A 20,520-nucleotide genomic window follows, 5' to 3' on the forward strand; every position below is an offset into this window, starting at 1 on the left:
CGGGCCGTCGCATGAACATGCGCGGCACGGCGTCAGGACTCTAAACGCAACGCCCGGTCTGGCTTTTGTCAGGCCGGGCGTTTGCCGCTTTCAGACCTTGCGGGTTTCACCGCGGGGCAGTAACAGGTAACAAATCATGGCAAAAGAATACAGCCGTACCCAACGTATCGGCGATCAGATGCAGCGTGAGCTGGCCCAACTGATCCGTCGTGAAGTCAAAGACCCGCGCGTCGGCCTGGTCACCATTACCGCTGTTGAAGTCAGCCGTGACGTCGGTCACGCCAAGATTTTCATCACCGTGATGGGGCAGGACAACGCTGAAGACATCGCGCAAAGCATCAAGGTGCTCAACGCTGCCGCCGGTTTCCTGCGCATGCAGTTGGCCCGTGAGATGAAGCTGCGCAGCGTGCCGCAATTGCACTTCCACTACGACGAAAGCGTCGTGCGTGGCGCGCACCTGTCGGCCCTGATCGAGCGCGCCGTGGCTGAGGACAATCAGCACGTGGTTGCGGCAGAACCCGAAGACACCAAGGAGTAACTCGGTGGCTCAGGTCAAACGTATCCGTCGTAACGTCAGCGGCATCATCCTGCTCGACAAGCCGCTGGGGTTCACCTCCAACGCCGCGTTGCAGAAGGTTCGCTGGCTGCTCAATGCCGAGAAGGCCGGGCACACCGGCAGTCTCGACCCACTGGCCACCGGCGTGCTGCCGTTGTGCTTTGGCGAGGCGACCAAGTTCTCGCAATACCTGCTCGATTCCGACAAGGGTTACGAAACCCTGGCGCAACTGGGCAAGACCACCACCACGGCAGACGCCGAAGGCGAGGTTTTGCAGGAGCGTCCGGTGACCGTTGGTCAGGCCGACATTGAGGCTGTCCTGCCGAAATTTCGCGGGCAAATCAGTCAGATACCGCCGATGTACTCGGCCCTCAAGCGTGATGGCCAGCCGCTGTACAAGTTGGCCCGTGCAGGCGAAGTAGTGGAGCGTGAACCGCGTTCTGTTACTATTGCGCGCTTGGAATTGCTGGCCTTCGAAGGCGATACTGCGCGTCTTGCGGTGGATTGCAGCAAGGGCACCTATATTCGTACCCTGGTGGAGGATATCGGTGAGCAACTCGGTTGTGGTGCGTACGTCGCTGAATTGCGCCGTACCCAGGCCGGGCCTTTCACCCTGGCGCAGACCGTGACCCTCGAAGAGCTTGAAGCGGTACATGCCGAAGGCGGCAACGAAGCGGTCGACCGCTTCCTGATGCCATCGGACAGCGGCCTGCAGGATTGGCCACTGCTGCACTTCTCGGAACACAGTGCGTTCTACTGGCTCAACGGCCAGCCGGTACGTGCTCCGGATGCTCCGAAGTTCGGCATGGTGCGGGTACAGGATCACAACGGTCGCTTCATCGGTATCGGTGAAGTGAGCGAAGACGGGCGTATCGCGCCGCGTCGACTGATTCGGTCAGAATGACCGGAAACCAGCCTGTGTAACAGCAGGCTGGCGAGTGTGGCTGTTAACAGGCACGGTCACTACTCATTTATAGATACAGGGATTTGTCCCTGGCCTGTTGAAACTGTTTTTGAAACAGTTTCCTGATAAAAGGATTGCCTCATGGCTCTCGACGTTCAAGAAAAAGCTCAAATCGTAGCTGACTACCAGCAAGCTGTTGGTGACACTGGTTCGCCAGAAGTGCAAGTTGCACTGCTGACCGCCAACATCAACAAACTGCAAGGTCACTTCAAGGCCAACGGTAAAGACCACCACTCCCGTCGTGGTCTGATCCGCATGGTAAACCAGCGTCGCAAGCTGCTGGACTACCTGAAAGGCAAGGACGTGAGCCGTTACAGCGCTCTGATCGCTCGCCTGGGTCTGCGTCGCTAATCAGCGATTGCGCTAGAGGTTGGTTGTCTGTCGTGCGTCAGTGGGATTCCCGCTGGCGCATGGCAGGCTCCCAGCCTCAAGTTTTATCTGGATACACGTTTTACCCCGGACAGACGTCGGGCCGATTCCCGGCATTGCCCAAGAATTTCGCAAGAAACCAGTTCCCCCAAGAGCCACAAAGAAGGTAGGACACCGTGAACCCGGTAATCAAAAAATTCCAGTTCGGTCAGTCGACCGTTACCCTCGAGACTGGCCGTATCGCCCGTCAGGCCTCCGGCGCAGTATTGGTCACCGTTGACGATGACGTCAGCGTATTGGTGACCGTAGTCGGTGCCAAGCAAGCCGATCCGGGCAAGGGTTTCTTCCCTCTGTCCGTTCACTACCAGGAAAAGACTTACGCTGCCGGTAAGATCCCTGGCGGTTTCTTCAAGCGCGAAGGCCGTCCTTCCGAGAAAGAAACCCTGACTTCCCGACTGATCGACCGTCCGATCCGTCCGCTGTTCCCAGAAGGTTTCATGAACGAAGTGCAGGTTGTCTGCACCGTCGTTTCCACCAGCAAGAAGACCGATCCGGACATCGCTGCGATGATCGGTACCTCGGCTGCCCTGGCGATCTCGGGCATTCCGTTCGACGGCCCGATCGGCGCCGCTCGCGTTGCTTTCCACGAAAGCACCGGCTACCTGCTGAACCCGACTTACGAGCAGCAAGCTGCTTCGAGCCTGGACATGGTCGTTGCCGGTACTTCGGACGCCGTGCTGATGGTTGAATCGGAAGCCAAAGAGCTGACCGAAGACCAGATGCTGGGCGCGGTACTGTTTGCTCACGACGAGTTCCAGGTTGTGATCAACGCTGTCAAAGAACTGGCTGCCGAAGCGGCCAAGCCAACCTGGACCTGGGCACCTGCTCCAGAAGCCACCGAACTGCTGGGCGCTATCCGTGCCGAGTTCGGCGAAGCGATCTCCCAGGCTTACACCATCACCATCAAGGCCGACCGTTACGCTCGCCTGGGTGAGTTGAAGGATCAGGTTGTTGCCAAGCTGTCCGGCGAAGAAGGCCAGCCTTCGGCTTCCGACGTTAAAGCCGCTTTCGGCGAAATCGAATACCGCACCGTTCGCGAGAACATCGTAAACGGCAAGCCACGTATCGACGGTCGCGACACCCGCACCGTGCGTCCGCTGAACATCGAAGTCGGCGTTCTGCCGAAGACCCACGGTTCGGCGCTGTTCACCCGTGGCGAAACCCAGGCTCTGGTAGTCGCGACTCTGGGCACCGCCCGTGACGCACAGCTGCTGGACACCCTGGAAGGCGAGAAAAAAGACCCGTTCATGCTGCACTACAACTTCCCTCCGTTCTCGGTGGGCGAGTGTGGTCGTATGGGTGGTGCCGGTCGTCGTGAAATCGGTCACGGCCGTCTGGCCCGTCGTTCGGTTTCGGCGATGCTGCCTGCTGCTGACGTGTTCCCGTACACCATCCGTGTGGTTTCGGAAATCACCGAATCCAACGGTTCGAGCTCGATGGCTTCCGTTTGCGGCGCTTCCCTGGCCCTGATGGACGCTGGTGTTCCGATGAAGGCACCGGTTGCCGGTATCGCCATGGGTCTGGTTAAAGAAGGCGAGAAATTCGCTGTTCTGACTGACATCCTGGGTGACGAAGACCACCTGGGCGACATGGACTTCAAAGTAGCCGGTACCGCCAAAGGCGTCACCGCGCTGCAGATGGACATCAAGATCAAGGGCATCACCGAAGAGATCATGGAAATCGCTCTGGGCCAAGCCCTGGAAGCGCGCCTGAACATCCTCGGCCAGATGAACCAGATCATCGGCCAGTCGCGTACCGAGCTGTCGGCCAACGCTCCGACCATGATCGCGATGAAGATCGACACCGACAAGATCCGTGACGTTATCGGTAAAGGTGGCGCGACCATCCGTGCGATCTGCGAAGAAACCAAGGCTTCGATCGACATCGAAGACGACGGTTCGATCAAGATCTTCGGCGAAACCAAGGAAGCGGCTGAAGCTGCACGTCAGCGCGTTCTGGGTATCACCGCAGAAGCCGAGATCGGCAAGATCTACGTCGGCAAGGTTGAGCGCATCGTCGACTTCGGCGCATTCGTCAACATCCTGCCAGGCAAGGATGGTCTGGTTCACATCTCGATGCTGAGCGACGCTCGCGTAGAGAAAGTGACCGACATCCTGAAAGAAGGCCAGGAAGTGGAAGTACTGGTACTGGACGTGGACAACCGCGGCCGTATCAAACTGTCCATCAAAGACGTGGCAGCGGCCAAGGCTTCGGGCGTTTAATCACCCCTTCGCTTTAGCTCAATAAAAATGCCCCGCCGTGAAAACGGCGGGGCATTTTTTTGTCCGTGAAATATCGAGTCATTCGGCGAAGTTGCCGACCTTCAAGACCAGTGCTAGGTTTAGCCCACCGCCCGTGTAGCTCAGTCGGTAGAGCAGCGCACTCGTAACGCGAAGGTCGCAGGTTCGATTCCTGTCTCGGGCACCAGATTCACCTTCGCCAGCATTCAAAAGATCGTCCACTCAACCGGGAACCAGTACAGTAATGTTCTCGATCGTGGCGCCCCTCAGTGGAATCTGACAAGCAGCATCTCTTTCGATGCCATGTTTGTTTTTGCCAAAGGCGATCTGACGGATGAGTTCTCGAATGGCATGCTTATTCAGGGATGCGGCAGCATCACGCCTACCGGAAATTAGAAGCCTTCACTCTTGAAGAACTTATGGGCTGGCATTGTTTTTATCGCTTGCCGGCCATCCTGAATGTACAATTTCTGAAAAATTTGCTGTGTTCAGAGGATTTGCGGGTGACGGTGTATATAAAGGAGCACTGGGAGTATTTGACCGGTGCAGGCAGTTATCCAGGGATTGATTTTCTTAGGGCGCTGGCAGTCATGCTGGTGGCCGTCTACCACTTCCAGATGCTTCCGATGGGGTGGGTAGGGGTGGATATCTTTTTCGTGATCAGTGGTTTTTTGATCGGAGGTATCATTCTCGACAAGGTCAAGTCAGGAAGTTTTGACTTCGTCGAATTCTACAAAAAACGCGCTCTGCGCATCCTGCCAATTTATTATTTCATCATGCTGCTGTGCTTTCTGTTTAAGGCCGGTGGTGTGTTTGATTTCGTAGGGGTTAAAAGTATTCTCTCTGGTATGTTGTTTCTGCAAACTACCGGTCCCTATTTCTTTCCAGGTTTCTTTACTGTTAATGACGCTTACATTCCAGGCGGTTCATGGAGTCTCGTAATCGAAGAAATGTTCTATCTGGTAGCGCCATTGGCAATTGTCCTTGTCTCGTATCTTTCCGGTAAAAGACTGTGGTTAATGATTGCCGCACTGGTGGTTGCGTTTATATCGGGTATCGCTACCAGAGTCGCGATGACCTCCGGCTTCATGCCGGATGATTCAAGTTGGCACTTTGCAAGTTTTATTCAGTTCCACTCTCGTTACGATGAGCTGGTCATCGGCGTTCTGGCTGCTGCCTACCTTCGATTCGCCCGCGATGTGAAAGCTCAGTCCGCCTGGTGGATTACTGCGGCGCTGACCCTGATCTTCCTCTTCATGATGTATATCTTTGGAAAGCCCGAGTTCCTGGCAAAACCTTTTCTGATGACGCGAGACACCATCTGGATGCCTACGCTGCTCGGCGCAATTGGTGCCTGTCTGGTACTGGGGATTTATTGGATGCCGCTGCAAGCGAAGCCGATCGTTCTGCTTGCTCGACTTTCCTACCCGCTATACCTGGTTCATATCTTCTTCCTTGAGATGACGAATCGGTATAGTCACGTTGGAATTCTGAAGTGGATGCTTGAGGCCTTCACCCACCACGGTCGATCCGTGGTGCTGATCTCCGTCTGTGTGTTCTTGTCATATCTGGTTTCACTGCTGGTGGAATATCCTTTCATTCGGATGTACAAGACGAAGAAAGCGCCAGCCACGGTCGAGTTGAAGCCGGAGGCGGTTGCCGCCTGACGCCGAAACCCGTTCAATGAAAAGCCCGCATCGCGCGGGCTTTTTTGTATCTTGTGTCTCGTCCTGAATAAGGTTTACACCTTCTGGCTTCTTATCAGGACGGTTCAATTGATACGGGCACCACTTCTCTTATTTCACCTTGCGGCTCAACTCCTCGACGGTGCGTTTGAGCTGATCCATCGCGCGATCCTGATCATTGAGCTTCTGTTTGAGGCTGGAGATTTCGCTGTTGCTCGAACTGGAGCTGGAGCCGCTGTTGCGCTTGAGGTCTTCGACCTGACGGCTCAGCGTATCGAGCTGACGGTCCTGTTCCTTGACCTTGTTCTTCAGATCGTCGATTTCTCTGCCGCTGGAGCTTGAGCTGGAACCGCTGCTGCGCTTGAACTCTTCGATCTGACGCGACTGCTCGTTGACGGTGTCGCGCATCTTTTTCAGTTCCTCGACACCGATGCCGCTCTTGATCACTACGTCTTTGCCGAAATCGTTGTGAATGGCGGAGATCTGGTCGCCATAGGAAGGGCTGCTGCTACTCAGTTCAACTGCCATTGCGCTGGCCGGCAGGGCCAGGGTGCCCAGCAGGGCGGTCAGAGCGGTGGCGGACACAACAGAAGCAATCTTCGAAAAGCTGCGCATCACTGGGTTTCCTTGTGAACAGCGAAGGTAAGTGCCGACATGGCACATCGCTATGACTTGGAATTCCGGTTTATGTTCCCCCGGTCAACTTTTTGTGGGAGAGATGTAAAGACCCGTGTAATTCGCTCGCCAAACGTCCTATATTCGTTGTCTGCATGAGCATCGCCCAGCAGTTTTCAGATGATCCCGAATGGTTCCGAAGGCCGGACAATCCGCGTCAGAGAGATCCTTGATGATCCAGATCCATCTTCCATTCCCATGATCAGCGAGAACGACATGACTGTGAAAGAATTGACCCAAGAGCAAAGGCACGAACAGGCGCTGGAAAAGTACAAACTTGATGCGTCGGAGCTGATGGACGAGATCAAGGATCTGAGTCCCGATGAGCAGAAAGACCAGATCCAATGGGCGTTCGAAGACGAAGCCGAAGCCCAGGGATTGCAGCCGTGGGAACTGACGCTCAAATACACCAGCACCCCTGAAGAGTTCGAGGCCAAGCGTCTGGAGCTGCACAGGGAGGCGGCTGAAGTGTTGGGCGTCGAGTGGGAAGAATACTGCGAGATGAACAATCTGGTGGTCTGAAACAAAAACGCCAGCCTCGAAAGGGCTGGCGTTTTTTATTGCGCGCTCGATTCAGAGACTCAGGCGCATCGACAGGTCCACGGCCTTCACATCCTTGGTCATCGCACCGATCGAGATGTAATCCACCCCGGTCTGTGCAATCGGCAGCAACGTGCTTTCGTTGATGCCGCCACTGGCCTCCAGTTTCGCCTTGCCGCCGTTCAGGCGCACGGCTTCGCGCATGTCATCGAGGCTCAGTTCGTCGAGCATGATGATGTCGGCGCCGGCCGCCAGCGCTTCCTTCAGTTCATCCAGGCTTTCCACTTCGATTTCCACTGGTTTGCCCGGCGCGATCTTGTGCGCGGCGGCAATGGCCTGCGGGATTCCGCCGCTGGCGGCGATGTGGTTTTCCTTGATCAGGAACGCGTCGTACAGGCCGATGCGATGGTTATGGCAACCGCCGCAGGTGACCGCGTACTTCTGCGCCAGACGCAGGCCCGGCAGGGTCTTGCGGGTGTCGAGCAGTTTTACGTCGGTTTCTGCGACGAAGTCCGCAAGGTATTGCGCGCGGGTGGCCACGCCGGACAGCAACTGCAAAAAATTCAGGGCGCTGCGTTCGCCGGTCAGCAGCGAACGGGCCGGGCCTTCCAGGTGAAACAACGGCTGGTTCGGCGAAACCCGTTCGCCATCGCGTACCTGCCAGTGCACCGCCACCCGAGGATCGAGCTGACGGAACACCGTGTCGACCCAGGCTGTGCCGCAGATCACGGCAGCGTCACGGGTGATGATGGTGGCTTTGGCCAGGCGTTCGGCCGGGATCAGTTGCGCGGTGATGTCGCCGCTGCCGATGTCTTCGAGCAACGCACGGCGCACGTTGGCTTCGATTTCGGCGGTCAAATCGGCGAGACGTAGATTCGGCATAACGGGCTCCACAAACTAAGTGGCCCGATTATAGGGGCATGGCATCGACCAACCCAAGGCGAGAACTTCCCCGTTGGCTTGCATCCGGTCGAATTTCTTTGAGCAAACCCGATTCCCTGGTGGTCACTTGAAGGCGTCGGCGTCTAGGGGAAACCCTGACGCCTCTGGCGCCGGAGACAACTTTTGCAAGATAATCCGCCTTGCATTTGACGCCATAGCTTTGACGTCGGCAAATCACCGTTTCAGGAGGCTTGGATGCACAACGACGGGAATGTAGTGCCTTTGCACAAGGCTGCTACCGATCAGGCGACTCACTCGCCGCTCGCCCGCCTGCCTGTGATTCTGCTTCAGGTTCGCGACAAGGCTGCACAGCGCCTGCGCAACGGTTTGCAGGAGCTGTTCGATAATGCCGACGACACGCTGTTCGAAATGGCCGACCGGGCGCGCAACGACGTCGAACAGAACATCTTTTTCGAAGCCATGCGCGACCTGCGCCTCAAGCGCAAGAACATCGAGCGCGGCTTTCTCGAGCAATTCTTCGAGGCCTTTGTCGGCCTCACTCAATATGATCCCGCCCAGAATGTCGTGTCTCATGCATTGCAGTACGAAGACACCACGGCGCGTACCGACGACATGGAGCGCAGCGTAGCGATCGAGACCATGGTCGGCCGTGTGCTGAATCGCGACGGTTTCGCCCTCGATCAATTGACCGCGCGGCTCAGCGCGCTGCTGGGCAAATCCCTCGATGATCAACACAACCCGCTGGGCCCGGCGATGCTGTGTGAGTACTTCCTGCAGGCCGGGCGCAATCTGGGCGTGGAGATCAAGGTCAAACTGATCCTGCTCAAACTGTTCGAGCGCTACGTGTTGGCCGATACCGACCAGCTCTTCGCGGAGGCCAATCAACTGTTGGTCGCTACAGGCGTGTTGCCGGAGCTGAAACCGGCACCGGCCCGTCGCGCCAGGGATCATGCTTCGGCCAGTGCACACAGCGAGTTCGACGATCTCGATCAATCCCCGGCGGACGCGGGTGTGCAGGAGGTTTTCGCCGCACTCCAGGAACTGTTGATGCACGTGCGCGGCAGCGTCGCGCCGACCCTTGAGCCAAGCGCGGCGACTCAGCCGATTTCCACCCGCGACCTGTTGCGCCTGCTCTCGCATTTACAGCAGTACGTGCCGGCGCTGGCGGGGCAGGAAGACTTCGATCTGCGCAATCAGCTAGAGCAATTGCTGACCCGGGTCAGCGTGAAAAGCGGTAAATCACGGATCGTCGGTGGCGCCGACGAGGATGTGATCAACCTGGTCGCCATGGTTTTCGACTGCATTCTGGATGACCGCAACCTGCCGGATTCGCTCAAGGCGTTGATCGCCCGGTTGCAGATTCCGATGTTGAAAGTCGCGGTGATCGACAAGAGCTTTTTCAGCCGCAGCAGCCACCCGGCGCGACGCCTGCTCAACGAAATCGCCGAAGCGGCCATGGGCTGGGGCGAGTGCGACGGCGATGCACGTGACAGCCTCTATCTGCGCATCGAACAAGTGGTGCAGCGTCTGCTGACGGACTTCGTCGATGACCCGGCGATTTTCTCCGAGCTGCTGGCGGATTTTCTCACCTTCACCAGCGACGAGCGCCGCCGCAGTGAATTGCTTGAACAGCGTCTGCGCGATGCCGAAGAGGGCCGCGCGAAAACCGAACTGGCCCGCCTGCGTGTCGAACAGGCCTTGAACCAGGCGATGCTGGGCAAAGTCCTGCCGCCGTCGGTGGTGACTTTCGTTCAGACGGCCTGGGGCAAGGTGTTGCTGCTGACGTGCCTCAAGCACGGCGATCAGTCCGCCGAATGGCAAGCCGACGTGCAGACCATGGAGCAGTTGATCTGGAGTGTGCAGCGTCACGAGGATGCCGAGTCAGGCTTGCGCTTGCTGTCGCTGGTGCCGGGCTTGCTCAAGTCGCTGCGTGACGGGCTGAGCAGTTCCGCCTTCGACCCGTTCGCCACCAGCGAGTTTTTCAGTGCGCTGGAAGCATTGCATGTTCGTTTGCTGCAGCCCTCCGTCGAGCCGGATCAGGTTGAATCGCCGCCGATGATCCAGGTGTCACAGGCCATCGTTCTGCAGACCGCCGACGAAGGCAATCTGACCTTGGGCGCGGGGCGTTTGCCGGCCGATGAGGCGAGCCTGCGCCAGGTCGATCAATTGCGTCTGGGCAGTTGGGTGGCGTTCGAAGAAGATGAAGAACACACCTTGCGCTGCAAACTGGCGGCGATCATCGAGGCGACCGGCAAGTATGTGTTTGTCGACCGCACCGGGATGAAAGTGCAGGAGCGAAATCGCATCGCCCTGGCCATGGAGTTCCGTCGCGGGACGGTGCGGGCGCTGGATGACACCTTGTTGTTCGACCGCGCGCTGGAGTCGGTGCTCGGTAACTTGCGGCGGCTCAATCGCGGCAAGTGATCGCGCGCCAGGGGCCGATCACGGCATACTGGGCGCCAACACAGTCGGCGTTGAAGGAATCGGTATGCAGTTGGATCCCGCAAGCGGGTGGTGTCACGGGGTGCAGGTCTGCCCGTCGCCCAACTTCAATGAACGCCCGGCGGGCGAAGTGTCCCTGTTGGTCATCCACAACATCAGCCTGCCGCCGGCGCAGTTCGCCACCGGCAAGGTGCAGGAATTTTTCCAGAATCGTCTGGATGTCACGGAGCATCCCTATTTTGCAGGGATCGCCGACCTGCGCGTCTCCGCGCATTTCCTGATCGAACGTGACGGCAAGGTCACCCAGTTTGTCTCCTGTCTTGAGCGTGCCTGGCATGCCGGCGTTTCGGTGTTCGAAGGGCGGGAAACCTGTAACGATTTTTCTGTGGGCATCGAACTCGAAGGTACCGATGATCTGCCGTTCACCGATGCGCAGTATCAGGCGTTGATCGTGCTGACCCGCCATTTGCAAAAAGCGTTTCCGGCGATCACTGTCGAACGTATCTGCGGGCACAGCGATATCGCACCCGGACGCAAGACCGACCCTGGACCCGCATTCGACTGGGCACGCTACCGCGCCGCCCTGGCACAAGAGGAAGGACAATGAGTTTTCTGGTGTTACTGCTGGCGGTCTGGATCGAGAAGTTCTCGGCCCTGCGCCATCGGGTTCAACGCGATGGCGGATGGATCCGCGAACTGCACAAGCTTGAAAGCGGCAATCTGGCAAAACGGCCGTGGCTGGTGCTGGTCATTCTGGTTCTCCTGCCGGTGGCGTTGCTGGGGTTACTGCTGGTGGTGCTGGATCCGGTCGCCTACGGCTTGCTGGCCCTGCCAGTGCATCTGCTGGTGGTGATTTACAGCCTGGGTCGCGGCGATCTGCTCGGCGGTCTGGGCCCGTTCCGCGATGCCTGGCGCCGGGAAGACTTGCAGGCCGCCGCCCATGTGGCCAAACGCGATCTGGATATCTGTGCCGAAAGTGGAGAGCAATTGCTGGAGCAAGTGCAGCGCCATCTGTTGTGGCAGGCCTACCAGAGCTTCTTTGCAGTGATTTTCTGGTACTTCCTGCTCGGTCCGGTTGCCGCGCTGAGCTATCGCCTGCTGGCGCTGGCTGAAGAAAACGCGCAGAACCCGGCACTGGCCGAGCGGGCAGGGCAACTGCGGCACGCGTTCGACTGGGTGCCGGTGCGCCTGCTGGCGGCGAGTTTCGCCCTGGTCGGCAACTTTGTTGCGGTCAGCCGGGTCATGCTGCATGAACTGTTGAACTGGAACATCAGCGCCGCGCAATTGATCAACAAGGTCGGTCTGGCTGCCGGGGAAATCCCGCCCGCCGCCGTCGGCCCGGAAGGCATCAACACCCTCGATTGCCTGTGGGAATTGCTGCTGCGTGCCGCCGTGTTGTGGTATGCCGGATTTGCGCTGTGGACCGTGCTGCACTAGCACTTCTGTCGTCCTGTTGTAGTCCATGCGTGTAGCGAGGGGGGCAATCCCCCTCGTTAACCTTAAGTTACAAAACCTCCCTTCGATTTGAGCTATACAGAGATAGCGCCCGATAGTGGCTATCTGCTGTCGCCCCGCGCCTGCCAATAAAAACAAGAAAAAACCAAGGGAGACTTCCAGTGAAGAGCTTGCTCTATCCCGCCGTCTCGCTGATGAACCGCTTGAGCTTCGGCATGAAGTTCAGCCTGATCAGCGTGCTGTTCCTGGTACCGATGCTGGTGACCAACTTCTATCTGGTGCGCGATTCCTATCGCGAATTCCAGGGCACCCGGGTGGAGTTGCAAAGCCTCGACCTGCTGGGCAGCAGCCTGACCCTGCGTCGGGATCTGGAAACCCTCAACAACCTGGTGCAGATCAACGTCACCCTCGGCCAGTCGGGCAAGGCCGGTAATGTCGAAGCGCAAATCACTGGCCTTGAGCAAAACGTACTGGCGCGCCTGCAAGGGCTGACGGCCATGACCGAGGACCCGGAGCAGATCAAGGTCTTCGATGCCAAGCGCGATGAGATGATTACCGCGTTCAAGGCCCAGCAAGCGGAAAACTCCCTGCAAAGCAAAAGTGCGCTGATCGGCAAGCTGCTCGGCAGCGCACAGATTTTCAGCCAGATCATCGCCAGCCAGGCCGGTCTGAGCCGCGACACCCAGAGTGACATTCGCCAACTCAGCGAGCTGGTCACAGCCATCACGCCGGCCATCACCCAGACCCTCGGCGAAGGCCGGGCCGTGGGCTCTTTCTCGTTGGGGCAAGGGTTTCTCAACAGTTCCTCCAGCACCCGGTTCGATGAGCTGCTGGCACAGATCGAAAAACTTCAGGGCGAGTACGGGCTGAAATTGCAGGATGCGCTGGGCTCAAGCAAGGCCGCACGGGATTCGCTGAGTGCCGTGGCCGACGCCAGCAAGGCCTCGCTGAAGCAGGCCAGCGAAATATTCGAAGAGCAAGTGGTGGTCGCCGAGACCCTCGATGCGCCGTGGCAGGCGTTTTATGATCAGGTCACGGGCCTGATGGACCGGACTTACCAGCTCAACGAAGCCACCCTGAAATTCCTCGATACCCAATTGCAGCAGCGTCTGGCGCAGAACCGCACGCACATGGTGTTGCAGGCCGTGGCGCTGTCGGTGGTGTTCGTGTTGATTTTCTATCTCTATGGCGGCTTCTACGCCTCGACCCGCACCACGCTCAAACGCCTTGGCGCGATGATGGACAAAGTCGCCGCCGGGGACATGACGGTCAACTTCGTAGCCCATAGCTGCGATGAACTGGGCGAACTGGGGGAAGTGTTCAATGGCACGGTGCGCAAGATCCACGACCTGATCGAGCGGGTCGGGCATACCGTCGGCGAAGTCGAGCGTCAGGCCGGGCAAGTGGAAAACGTCTCGGCGCAAAGCAATCAGGCCGTGGCCGGACAGCGCACCCAGATCGAACAAGTGGCTACGGCCATGAACCAGATGTCGGCCACCTCGCAGGAAGTCGCCCGCAGTGCGGCGGCTGCGGTGAGCAGCGCCCACAGCGTCAACGACGAAACCATCAGCGGACGTGGCCTGGTGGAGTCGCAACAGGGCAGCATCGCGGCACTGGCCAGCGAGATTGATCAGTCGGTGCTGGTGATCAACCAGTTGGCCAGCGACAGCCAGTCGATCAGCCGGGTGCTGGAGGTGATCAAGAGCATCGCCGAGCAGACCAATCTGCTGGCCCTCAACGCGGCGATCGAGGCGGCGCGGGCCGGGGAACAGGGGCGGGGCTTTGCCGTGGTGGCGGACGAGGTTCGGACCCTGGCCAAACGCACTCAACAATCGACCGAAGAAATCGAGCAGATGATCGCCAGGCTTCACGGCGGGGTCGGCGCAGCAGTGAAGGCCATGGGTGTCAGTCATTCGATGGCCAACGGCACGGTTGGGCAGTCGGAAAAGGTCCAGCAAGCGCTGGAAAACATCCTCGGTGCGGTAGGCATGATCGTCGATCAGAACCAGCAGATCGCGGCTGCCGTGGAGCAGCAGACTGCTGTCGCCCATGACATCGACCAGAACATCGTCGAGATCAACCGCGCCGGTGAGCGCACGGCCGAAGGTGCCTATCAGACCGAAAACGCGAGTCGTGCCCTGTCGGCGCAGGTGGTTGAGTTGAAGCAGTTGATCAGCGCCTTCCGGGTCTGAACGAGTCTGCCTCTCAGGAGGCAGGTTTGTCGGAATAATTTGTAGTACTTCTTTGCTTACGTTTGTAAGCAATTTCCTGATTTCCTCCGTGCTCTGATTTTTCGTCTTCAATGGATCAAGATCACATCAACTGACCGTTTGGAGGAGGCCACGCATGTCTGTTGCAACCCTGGGAGTCCAGGGCCGCTGTGCCCATTGTCAGACCACGCTGCTGCTCAAACCCTGGCAACTGAATGCCATCGCGATCAATGAACCGTTCACCTGTGCCCACTGCCAGAAAAGCCTGGAGCTGCGCTGCCCGAAACAGATCAGACGCTTCAGGTCCCTCGATTCGCTGGGCTGGTTGCGCTTCAGTGCATCGTTGACGGTGTGCACCGCGTTGCTGGTGGCGCTGGTGATGGAATGGATCGGGCTGCTCAACGTGACGGAACAGTTGAATGCCTCTTTGATCGTGATTTTCGTGTACTTCGCACTGATGCGCCTGGTTCACCACCGCCAACACATGACCCTGACGCTCGACGCCGTCAGGTCCCTCGACGACTGACTACCAGCCGAACACTTCGCAGCCGTTGGCAGTGCTGGCCTCGGCGAGTTGTTCTGCAGTGACGTTCATCAACCCGGCAAGTGCCGTGCAGATGGCCGGCAAATGCGCCGGTGTATTGCGCACGCCGGGGTACATGGCGGGCGCCATGTCCGGTGAGTCGGTTTCAAGCACCACCGAACCCAGTGGCAAGTCGGCCAGCACCCGATGCATGCGCAAGGCCTGGGGCCAGGTGGGTGCGCCACCGAGGCCGAGTTTGAAGCCGAGCTTGATGTATTCCCGCGCCTCTTCACGACTGCCGGCGAAGGCATGGATGATGCCCCCGCGCTTGAGCTTGAAGCGCTTGAGCGTGGCGATCACCGCCGCATGACTGCGCCGCACATGAATCAACGCCGGTAATTCGAAATCCGCTGCCAGTTGCAGTTGCGCGTCGAATAGCGCTTGCTGGCGTTCGCGGTCGAGGGTTTCGATGAAGTAATCCAGTCCGATTTCGCCGACAGCGCACAGTTGCCGATGACCGCGCAGCCGTGTCAGCCAATCGCCCAGTGCAAGCAAATCTTCTGGCCGATGCTGATCGAGATAGACCGGGTGCAAGCCGAAAGCCGCGTACAGGTCGGGATCGCTTTGCACCAGATCCCACACCCGCTGCCAGTTGCCCTCATACACCCCCAGCACCACCATCCGCCGTACCCCGAGGGCACGGCTTTCAGCCAGCAACGCCGCACGGTCGGCGTCGAAGTCGGGAAAGTCCAGGTGGGTGTGGCTGTCGATCAGCTCCACGGTTCAGTCCCGATGAATACGCTGCTTGAAGGTACGGGCGATGGCTTGCACGCCAGGCTGGTAATCCGCTTGCTCGACCGCCGCCAGCGCCAGTGCCAGCGCCTTGTCGGCGATCAGCTGGTGCTGCTGGGCCATGGCGTTGACCGGCAGCGGCAGGAAGTCCAGCAACTGGGTGTCGCCAAATGTGCCAAGGCGCAGCGGGCGGTTTTTCAGCGGGAAGTCATGCAGCGCATCGAACACACCCTGCAACAGCACGTAGGACGTGGTCACCAGCGCATCGGGCAAATGCCCGAGGCGTTGCAGGAGTTCTTCCATCAATTGCTTGCCGCATTCGCGGCTGAAGGACTCGGCGTGCTCGATCAGCACTTCGCCTTTGAAGCCCGTGAGAGCCTGTTTGAAGCCGGCAGCGCGTTCCTGGCTGATGCTCAGTTCCGGGCGGGCGCCCAGCAGCACGATCTGTTTTGGCTGCGGGTCGAGCAGGCTTTCGGTCAGGTGCAGGCTGGCCTCGCGGTCGTCGCTGACCACCGAGCAGAAGTGCTCGGGGTCCATCACTCGGTCGATGGCGATGACCGGCAAACCCTTGGCCTGCAACTGGCGATAACTGTCATCACCGGCCGGCAGGCAACTGGCAACGATCAACGCATCGCAGCGCCGGGCGCGGAACAGTTGCAGCAGTTGCCGTTCGCTGTCCGGCGCATCGTCGGAACTGGCGATCAGCAACTGATAGCCCCGCGCTCGGGCGCCTTGTTCCAGCAGCTTGGCGATCCGCGCGTAACTGGGGTTTTCCAGGTCCGGCAGGATGAAACCCAGGGTCCGGGTGTGCCGACTGCGCAGCCCGGCCGCCTGGGGATTGGGGGTAAAGCCGTGCTGGTCGACCACCGCTCGCACCCGCTCGACGGTTGCGGTGCTGATGCGTTGCTGTTCGGCCTTGCCGTTGATGACGTAGCTGGCGGTGGTCACGGACACTCCGGCCAACCGCGCGATATCACTGAGTTTCAACCCGGGATTTCCTTGTTTTTTCGAGCTTGCCGCCACATTTTCGCCAATCCTACCCGATTCAGGCAGGCGACCATTGTCGCAGCGCATCCGACAAGTTGGACTTCAAGGATGAGACATTATCGAGTAACGTGCCGATCAATCTAGATTAAACGTTTCAGCAAGCGTATTTTCTACGTTTTAGACGCCTTTGGCCGGTGCTGCCGTGAAACCGCCAAAACTGCCTCCTGAAAGGGAAGCGCACAAGCGCCTAAGCTGGAACCATTCAAAACAATACCTGGCGCCCCGTGACGCCAAAAAGGAGAACGCATGCTCGAGCTCACTATAGAGCAGATATCCATGGGCCAATCGGCTGTGGATAAACCCGCTGCCCTGCAATTGCTGGCCGATCATCTGGTGGCCGATGGTCTGGTCGCCGACGGTTACCTTGCTGGTTTGCAGGCGCGGGAAGCCCAGGGCTCGACCTTTCTCGGCCAAGGCATTGCGATCCCGCATGGCACGCCCGAAACCCGCGATCAGGTGTTTGCCACCGGCGTGCGGCTGATGCAGTTTCCCGACGGCGTGGATTGGGGCGACGGCCAGATCGTCTATCTGGCCATCGGCATCGCGGCCAAATCCGACGAACACCTGCGCCTGCTGCAATTGCTCACCCGCGCCCTCGGCGAAACCGATCTGGGCCAGGCCCTGCGCCGCGCCAGTTCGCCCGAAGCGCTGCTGAAACTGTTGCAAGGCGCGCCACAGGAACTGGCGCTGGATGCGCAGATGATCGGCCTCGGGGTCTCCGCCGACGATTTCGAAGAACTGGTCTGGCGTGGTGCACGTCTGCTGCGTCAGGCCGATTGCGTGAGCAACGGTTTTGCCGGCGTGCTGCAGCAAGTCGAAGCGCTGCCGCTGGGTGATGGCCTGTGGTGGCTGCACAGCGAGCAGACCGTGAAGCGTCCGGGCCTGGCCTTCGTCACTCCGGACAAGCCGATGCGTTACCTCGGTCAGCCACTCAGCGGTCTGTTTTGCCTGGCCAGCCTCGGCGAAGCGCATCAGGCGTTGCTGGAGCGTTTGTGCGCGTTGCTGATCGAAGGTCGCGGCCATGAACTGGGCCGCGCCACCAGCAGCCGCAAAGTCCTCGAAGTGCTCGGCGGCGAGTTGCCTGCGGACTGGCCGAGTGCGCGTATCGCACTGGCCAACGCCCATGGTTTGCATGCGCGGCCGGCGAAGATCCTCGCCCAACTGGCGAAGCGTTTTGACGGTGAGATTCGCATCCGCATCGTCGACGGCCAGGACAGCGCCGTGTCGGTGAAGAGCCTGAGCAAACTGCTGAGCCTCGGCGCCCGTCGCGGCCAGGTGCTGGAAATCATCGCCGAGCCGAGCATCGCCGCCGACGCCTTGCCGGCCTTGCTGGCGGCCATCGAAGAAGGCCTCGGCGAAGAGGTCGAACCGTTGCCGGCCGTGAGCCAACAACGTGAAGTGATCGCCGACATCGCCGAAGTCTTGAGCGCCCCGACCTCCGGCAGCCTGCTGCAAGCCATTCCCGCCGCCCCCGGCATTGCCATCGGCCCGGCGCACATTCAGGTCCAGCAAACCATTGATTACCCGTTGCGCGGTGAGTCTGCCGCCATCGAGCGCGAGCGTCTGAAAAATGCCCTGGCCGACGTGCGTCAGGACATCCAGGGCCTGATCGAGCGCAGCAAGGCCAAGGCAATCCGCGAAATTTTCATCACCCACCAGGAAATGCTCGACGACCCGGAGCTCACCGACGAAGTCGACACCCGCCTCAAGCAAGGCGAAAGCGCCGAGGCAGCGTGGATGGCGGTGATCGAGGCCGCCGCAAATCAACAGGAAGCGTTGCAGGACGCCTTGCTCGCCGAACGTGCTGCCGACCTGCGCGACATCGGTCGTCGAGTGCTGGCGCAACTGTGCGGCGTGCAGACGCCCACCGAGCCTGAGCAGCCGTACATTCTGGTGATGGATGAGGTCGGCCCGTCCGACGTCGCGCGGCTGGATCCGGCGCGGGTCGCGGGGATTCTCACTGCCCGTGGTGGCGCTACCGCTCACAGCGCCATCGTGGCGCGCGCGCTGGGGATTCCGGCGCTGGTCGGTGCTGGCGCAGCAGTGTTACTGCTGAAACCGGGCACGCCGTTGCTGCTCGATGGCCAGCGCGGTCGCCTGCATGTCGATGCCGATGCCGCGACCCTGCAACGCGCCAGCGAAGAACGCGACACCCGCGAACAACGTCTGAAAGCGGCCGCCGAACAACGCCATCAACCGGCGCACACCACCGACGGCCACGCCGTGGAAGTGTTCGCCAACATCGGCGAAAGCGCCGGTGTGACCAGCGCGGTGGAGCAGGGCGCCGAAGGCATCGGTCTGTTGCGCACCGAGCTGATTTTCATGGCCCACCCGCAGGCGCCGGACGAGGCGACTCAGGAAGCCGAATACCGCCGCGTCCTCGACGGCCTCGCCGGTCGACCGCTGGTGGTGCGCACCCTCGACGTCGGCGGCGATAAACCGCTGCCGTATTGGCCGATTGCCAAGGAAGAAAACCCGTTCCTCGGCGTACGCGGGATTCGCCTGACCTTGCAGCGTCCGCAGATCATGGAAGCGCAGTTGCGCGCCTTGCTGCGCTCGGCGGACAACCGTCCATTGCGGATCATGTTCCCGATGGTCGGCAGCGTCGACGAGTGGCGTCAGGCCCGCGACATGACCGAGCGTCTGCGCCTGGAAATCCCGGTCGCCGACCTGCAACTGGGGATCATGATCGAAGTGCCGTCCGCCGCGTTGCTGGCGCCAGTGCTGGCCAAAGAAGTCGATTTCTTCAGCGTCGGTACCAATGACCTGACGCAATACACTCTGGCCATCGACCGCGGTCATCCGACCCTGTCCGCCCAGGCTGACGGCCTGCACCCGGCGGTGCTGCAACTGATCGACATCACCGTGCGCGCGGCTCATGCCCACGGCAAATGGGTCGGCGTGTGCGGCGAACTGGCGGCGGACCCGCTGGCGGTGCCGGTGCTGGTCGGCCTTGGTGTGGATGAGCTGAGCGTCTCCGGGCGCAGCATCGCCGAGGTCAAGGCGCGCATCCGCGAACTCAGCCTGACGCAAACGCAAAACCTTGCTCAACAAGCCCTGGCCGTGGGCAGCGCCAATGAAGTGCGCGCATTAGTGGAGGCCCTGTAATGGCCAAGATTCTTACCCTGACCCTCAACCCGGCGCTGGACCTCACGGTGCAGTTGCCGCGTCTGGAATCCGGTCAGGTCAATCGCAGCGACGAAATGCACACTCACGCCGCCGGCAAGGGCGTCAACGTCGCGCAAGTGCTGGCCGACCTCGGTCATCAACTGACGGTCAGCGGCTTTCTCGGTGAAGACAATCTGCAGGCGTTCGAAACCCTGTTCGCCAAGCGTGGTTTTGTCGACGCCTTCATCCGCGTGCCGGGCGAGACCCGCAGCAACATCAAGGTCGCGGAACAGGACGGACGCATCACCGACATCAACGGCCCGGGCCCGGTGGTCGGCGTGGTGGCGCAACAGGCGTTGCTGGAGCGTCTGGTGCAGATTGCACCGGGGCATGACGCGGTGGTGGTCGCCGGCAGTCTGCCGCGCGGGGTCAGTGCGAAGTGGTTGTGTGAGTTGATCGAGCGCCTGAAGGGGCTGGGCCTGAAAGTCGCGTTGGACACCAGCGGCGAAGCGCTGCGCACGGCACTCAAGGCCGGTCCTTGGCTGATCAAACCGAACACCGAAGAGCTGGCGGATGCGCTCGGCTGTGAAGTGGTGTCGCACGCGTCTCAGGCCGAAGCAGCCAATCGGCTGCACGCTCAAGGCATCGAGCATGTGGTGATTTCCCATGGTGCCGAGGGTGTGAACTGGTTCAGTGTCGGCTCGGCGTTGCACGCCACGCCACCGAAGGTCAGCGTCGCCAGTACGGTCGGTGCCGGCGATTCGTTGCTGGCTGGCATGCTGCACGGTCTGCTTAGCGCCGATACGCCGGAGCAAACCCTGCGCACGGCCACGGCGATTGCGGCGCAGGCGGTGACCCAGATCGGATTCGGTATTCACGATGCTGCGCAACTGACGCAGCTCGAACAGGGCGTGCGCGTGCGTCCCCTGACAGAACAATAAGAGGGTTTGT

The 20,520-nt window shown here is 59.9% G+C and carries 17 protein-coding genes and 1 tRNA gene; 14 read left to right on the plus strand and 4 right to left on the minus strand.

Features of this window, described 5'->3' with window-relative positions:
- Positions 1–136: 136 nt before the first annotated feature.
- The 6 genes from rbfA to AC1RR7_RS19090 all read left to right on the plus strand — a co-directional run bounded on the left by rbfA (position 137) and on the right by AC1RR7_RS19090 (position 5,856).
- Positions 137–538 (plus strand): 30S ribosome-binding factor RbfA, encoded by a 402-nt coding sequence (rbfA, locus tag AC1RR7_RS19065; protein ID WP_096818842.1) that lies wholly within the window; start codon positions 137–139, stop codon positions 536–538.
- Between the two features lie 4 nt (positions 539–542).
- Entirely contained in the window at positions 543–1,460 is a 918-nt protein-coding gene (gene truB / locus AC1RR7_RS19070; RefSeq protein ID WP_096818844.1) for a tRNA pseudouridine(55) synthase TruB, read from the plus strand.
- 141 nt (positions 1,461–1,601) lie between these two features.
- Positions 1,602–1,871: a 30S ribosomal protein S15 gene (gene rpsO / locus AC1RR7_RS19075; RefSeq protein ID WP_011332409.1), complete on the plus strand. Its 270-nt coding sequence runs from the start codon at positions 1,602–1,604 to the stop codon at positions 1,869–1,871.
- Between the two features lie 194 nt (positions 1,872–2,065).
- Positions 2,066–4,171: a polyribonucleotide nucleotidyltransferase gene (gene pnp / locus AC1RR7_RS19080; protein ID WP_096818846.1), complete on the plus strand. Its 2,106-nt coding sequence runs from the start codon at positions 2,066–2,068 to the stop codon at positions 4,169–4,171.
- A gap of 129 nt (positions 4,172–4,300) precedes the next feature.
- Positions 4,301–4,376, plus strand: a tRNA-Thr gene (locus AC1RR7_RS19085).
- A gap of 178 nt (positions 4,377–4,554) precedes the next feature.
- Positions 4,555–5,856 (plus strand): acyltransferase family protein, encoded by a 1,302-nt coding sequence (locus AC1RR7_RS19090; protein ID WP_493158174.1) that lies wholly within the window; start codon positions 4,555–4,557, stop codon positions 5,854–5,856.
- A gap of 129 nt (positions 5,857–5,985) precedes the next feature.
- Here the strand turns inward: AC1RR7_RS19090 and AC1RR7_RS19095 are convergent, their stop codons facing one another.
- Entirely contained in the window at positions 5,986–6,489 is a 504-nt protein-coding gene (locus AC1RR7_RS19095; protein ID WP_493065255.1) for a hypothetical protein, read from the minus strand.
- Between the two features lie 276 nt (positions 6,490–6,765).
- Between AC1RR7_RS19095 and AC1RR7_RS19100 the strand changes: the two genes are divergently transcribed.
- Complete coding sequence (locus tag AC1RR7_RS19100; RefSeq protein WP_102619614.1) at positions 6,766–7,071, plus strand: DUF6388 family protein; 306 nt, start codon at positions 6,766–6,768, stop codon at positions 7,069–7,071.
- Positions 7,072–7,122: 51 nt separating this feature from the next.
- Here the strand turns inward: AC1RR7_RS19100 and nadC are convergent, their stop codons facing one another.
- A complete protein-coding gene (gene nadC / locus AC1RR7_RS19105) occupies positions 7,123–7,971 on the minus strand; it encodes a carboxylating nicotinate-nucleotide diphosphorylase (protein WP_085711842.1) in 849 nt (282 codons plus the stop codon).
- Positions 7,972–8,226: 255 nt separating this feature from the next.
- Here nadC and AC1RR7_RS19110 point away from each other — a divergent pair, with 255 nt between their 5' ends.
- From AC1RR7_RS19110 to AC1RR7_RS19130, 5 genes are all read left to right on the plus strand, one after another.
- Positions 8,227–10,416, plus strand: coding sequence for a DUF1631 domain-containing protein (locus AC1RR7_RS19110; protein ID WP_273539757.1), 2,190 nt, complete (start codon positions 8,227–8,229; stop codon positions 10,414–10,416).
- A gap of 64 nt (positions 10,417–10,480) precedes the next feature.
- Entirely contained in the window at positions 10,481–11,041 is a 561-nt protein-coding gene (gene ampD, locus AC1RR7_RS19115) for a 1,6-anhydro-N-acetylmuramyl-L-alanine amidase AmpD (protein WP_096818851.1), read from the plus strand.
- Complete coding sequence (ampE, locus tag AC1RR7_RS19120; RefSeq protein ID WP_273539760.1) at positions 11,038–11,871, plus strand: regulatory signaling modulator protein AmpE; 834 nt, start codon at positions 11,038–11,040, stop codon at positions 11,869–11,871. The genes ampD and ampE overlap by 4 nt, the downstream gene beginning before the upstream one ends.
- 179 nt (positions 11,872–12,050) lie before the next feature.
- The gene (locus AC1RR7_RS19125; RefSeq protein WP_493158176.1) at positions 12,051–14,081 is read left to right on the plus strand and encodes a methyl-accepting chemotaxis protein; all 2,031 of its coding nucleotides are present in this window, start codon (positions 12,051–12,053) and stop codon (positions 14,079–14,081) included.
- Positions 14,082–14,235: 154 nt separating this feature from the next.
- On the plus strand, positions 14,236–14,625 hold the full coding sequence (locus AC1RR7_RS19130; protein ID WP_096818857.1) for a hypothetical protein: 390 nt from the start codon (positions 14,236–14,238) through the stop codon (positions 14,623–14,625).
- On the opposite strand, the gene AC1RR7_RS19135 is transcribed toward AC1RR7_RS19130, so the two are convergent.
- Together AC1RR7_RS19135 and cra are read right to left on the minus strand one after the other, a co-directional pair.
- Positions 14,626–15,402 carry a TatD family hydrolase gene (locus tag AC1RR7_RS19135; protein ID WP_102619404.1) on the minus strand — a complete coding sequence of 259 codons (777 nt, stop codon included), beginning with the start codon at positions 15,400–15,402 and terminating at the stop codon, positions 14,626–14,628.
- A gap of 3 nt (positions 15,403–15,405) precedes the next feature.
- Positions 15,406–16,401: a catabolite repressor/activator gene (gene cra / locus AC1RR7_RS19140; RefSeq protein ID WP_102619405.1), complete on the minus strand. Its 996-nt coding sequence runs from the start codon at positions 16,399–16,401 to the stop codon at positions 15,406–15,408.
- A gap of 306 nt (positions 16,402–16,707) precedes the next feature.
- On the opposite strand from cra, the gene ptsP reads away from it, so the two are divergent.
- Both ptsP and pfkB read left to right on the plus strand, forming a co-directional pair.
- Positions 16,708–19,569, plus strand: a complete 2,862-nt coding sequence (ptsP, locus tag AC1RR7_RS19145; RefSeq protein ID WP_493158178.1) for a phosphoenolpyruvate--protein phosphotransferase — start codon at positions 16,708–16,710, stop codon at positions 19,567–19,569.
- Positions 19,569–20,510 carry a 1-phosphofructokinase gene (gene pfkB / locus AC1RR7_RS19150; protein WP_493158180.1) on the plus strand — a complete coding sequence of 314 codons (942 nt, stop codon included), beginning with the start codon at positions 19,569–19,571 and terminating at the stop codon, positions 20,508–20,510. Before ptsP ends, pfkB begins: the two co-directional genes overlap by 1 nt.
- Positions 20,511–20,520: the final 10 nt, after the last annotated feature.

Source organism: Pseudomonas sp. GW821-FHT11G12 (assembly GCF_058808055.1).